Annotated in this window: 3 protein-coding genes; 1 reads left to right on the top strand and 2 read right to left on the bottom strand. The window is 67.6% G+C overall.

Features of this window, described 5'->3' with window-relative positions; translation table 11 throughout:
* A partial coding sequence (locus VFT73_RS08970) for a L,D-transpeptidase family protein (protein ID WP_326410041.1) occupies positions 1-1040 on the bottom strand: 1040 nt, incomplete at its 3' end.
* 151 nt (positions 1041-1191) lie between these two features.
* Here VFT73_RS08970 and VFT73_RS08965 point away from each other — a divergent pair.
* Positions 1192-1683, top strand: coding sequence for a GNAT family N-acetyltransferase (locus VFT73_RS08965; protein WP_326410039.1), 492 nt, complete (start codon positions 1192-1194; stop codon positions 1681-1683).
* Here the strand turns inward: VFT73_RS08965 and VFT73_RS08960 are convergent.
* The gene (locus VFT73_RS08960) at positions 1680-2291 is read right to left on the bottom strand and encodes a hypothetical protein (protein ID WP_326410036.1); all 612 of its coding nucleotides are present in this window, start codon (positions 2289-2291) and stop codon (positions 1680-1682) included. The genes VFT73_RS08965 and VFT73_RS08960 overlap by 4 nt on opposite strands.
* Positions 2292-2953: the final 662 nt, after the last annotated feature.

Raw genomic sequence — 2953 nt, 5'->3', positions numbered from 1 at the left:
AGGTCCTTGTGCGGCGTGTCGTGGAGGAAGATGCCGTAATCGTTGACGAAGCCGAACTTCATCTTGCCCATCATGTTGTGCGGGCCGGTGAGCTGGCGGATGTGCGCTTCGACCTTGCCCGCCGCGACGGCCTTCCAGTCGATGCTTTCGGGGTCGATCGGCACTTCCTTGTCGCCGCCGAACGCCTCCACGGTCTGATACCGCGCCGCCTTCAAATATTTGACCCCGCGCTTCAGGACGATCGGCGCGACCTTCCGCTTCGTGACGTCCTGCGGGATGTGCCAGTAGGGGTTGAAGGTCACGTACCAGATTTTCCCGGCGAGCAGCGGCGTCGGGAAGTCGGGCTTGCCGACGATCACCTTCATCGTGTCGACGACCTGTCCGTCCTTCAGCATCATCAGCTGCGCATTGGCCGCGTCGACCAGGATCGCGCGCCCCTTGGCCGGGATCAGCCGCAGCCGGTCGAGTGTCGCGACGACGTGCGGGTCGTCCTGCTGCCCCGTCGCGATCGCGTCCGCGCGAAGCGCCGCATAGAAGGGATTCACGTTCGCCACGCTGTCGATATACGCCGCGAGCGAGGGCGCTGCCGTCGCCTCGGCGAGGATCGCGCTTGCCGACGGAGGCTCGAGCTGGAGCGTCGGATCGCCGAAGCTGACTCCGGTGACCGGCCGCTTCACCGCCTGCACGTAGCGCACCCATGCGGTGGAGACGATCTGGTCGTCCGCCGGCGTGCCGCTCGCGAGCGCGGTTTCGACCGAGGAGGCGAGGGCGGGACCATCGGCGAGGCCGTCGATCGGCGCGCGCTTCAGAACCTCGACCAACTTCGCCGCGGCGGCGCGGGTGTCGGCGTCCTTCAGCCAGACGAGCGTCGCCGGGTGCGAGGCATAGAAAGGCGCGACATCGCTGCTGACGACGGGAGCAGGCGCGGCGGCGACCGCCGGCGCGACGGCGGGCGCGGGCGCGACATCGGCATCCTGCGCCAAAGCGGGCGTCGCCGCCCCGATCGCCGCCGCCGAAACCCACAACGCCCACGCACGCATTCGCCGAACCCCCTGTTTCCCGCCAAGAAATCCTGACCTGATTACCCTAAGGAGTCCTTGCGGGGGAGGGGCTTTGCCCGCCGATGAGACGAATTGAGTTCGGTCATTCGCGCCATTGCCGCTGCGCCTGGCTGCTGCGACAAGCGCGGCGATGAGCCCAGACCTGATCGTACGCCCCGCGCGCCCGCAGGATGAAGCGGCGATGGGCCGCCTCGGCGCGATGCTCGTCGTCGAGCATCACGATTTCGACCCGCGGCGGTTCATCGCCCCGCTGCCGCAGCTCAGCCAACGCTACGGCCAGTTCCTGGTCTCGCAGATCGCGCGACCGGAGATGATGGTTCTGGTCGCCGAGCGCGCCGGCGCGGTCGTCGGCTATGCCTTCGGCGGCATGCAGGGCAGCGATTACATGGCGCTCAGAGGGCCCGCGGGCGTGCTCCACGACCTCGTCGTCGACCCGGAGCACCGCCGCCAGGGCGTCGGCAGCGCGCTCCTCGAAGCCGCTCTCCGCGCGCTGAAGGACCTCGGCGCGCCGCGCGTTCTGCTCTTCACCGCCGAGAAGAACCACGGCGCGCAGGCGATGTTCGCCAGCGCGGGCTTCCGCCGAACGATGATCGAAATGACCCGCGAGCTCGGCGGAGACTAGCTCCGGTCGCCCGACCCCGCGATCGGCGCGAGGTAGGTGACGAGGTCCCATTCGGCGTGGATGCTGACCAGCAGCAGCGCCATCAGGTCCGCGGCCACGCCCGCCGCGCCCCAGCTCGCCCCTTCGAGGATGCCGACCGCGGCCGCCGCGAGGCCGAGATAGACGATCAGCGGCGCCACCCCGTACCAGAACATGTCGAACCCCACCGCGTCAGGCGCTCCCGGCCGCCGCACGATGCCGACCGCGCTCCTCGCGCCGATGGCGATCCCGAGCAGCGCCAGCGCCCCGCTCGCCAAGCCGTACAGCCGCGCGGTCACCGCAGGCGCGATCGCTGCCCCGCTCAGCACCAGCACGACCGCCAGATGCCACACGATCGGCGAGGTATAGAGGTGCTTCCCTTGCTCGACCTGGTCGCTCTGATGCCCCGCGGTCAGGGTCACGACGACGAACATCAGCCCAATCAGCGCCGCCGCCGACGAGCCGATCATGAAGAAATATTCGCTCCACCCTTCGAACATTGCTTGAGCCACCGAGCGCAGCGTAGCTGCGTCGAAGAGCTGGCGAAAGCCGGCCAGCGGGTCGGCAAGGCCGAACCCGTCTGACGTCACGGGATTCACTCCCGTGACGGCGCTCTCACGGCTTGCGCCGAACCGCCCATATGAACGCGGAAAGGCTGCTGATCAGCGCGGCGAGCGCGATCAGGAACGCGGGATCGACAACAAGCATCGGCACGACTCCAAAGCCGCATCGTTCCCTATTTGTTCCTAGATTGCAATAGGAGAATGCCTATCGATCGGTTGCTGCCGCCGCCACCGAGCGCCTCCGCCAAACGCCTCCACAGCGTCGGCTTGCGGTTGCGCCCCCTCTAAGCTAAGGCCCCACGCCGTCCGGCGGACGCTAAGTCGTTCGCGGCAGCCCGCTTTTATCGCGAGCGCGTAAGAGTTCCGGAAAGTAGCCGGCACTCTGACGCGCCGTTTTGTCTGGGCTCCGCACGCATCAGCGCCCAACGGACGCCACCCTCGGGATGAGCCCGGCGGCGGCAGTGCATGAAACCAGGTCCGCATGTTGGAGCCCGGCCACGGTGGCCCGGCGCGGCAGGCCGATTTGATACGACGGAAGACACATTTTTTATGGCGACCACCACATTCCCGACCCGCGACGATTTCGCGGCCCTCCTCAATGAAAGCCTCGGCGGCGAGAACGAAGCCTTCGAAGGCAAGGTGGTGAAGGGCACCGTCACGGGAATCGAGAATGACATGGCCGTCATCGA

Source organism: Sphingomonas sp. (assembly GCF_035758555.1).
Taxonomy (GTDB): domain Bacteria; phylum Pseudomonadota; class Alphaproteobacteria; order Sphingomonadales; family Sphingomonadaceae; genus Sphingomonas_B.
Note: the sequence above shows the minus strand (reverse complement) of the source record. Positions and strands in the feature narration are given on the sequence as shown.

Excerpts from the sequence above, each read along its gene's own strand:
- VFT73_RS08965 (WP_326410039.1), top strand. The coding sequence starts at position 1,192 with ATGAGCCCAGACCTGATCGTACGCCCCGCGCGCCCGCAGGATGAAGCG.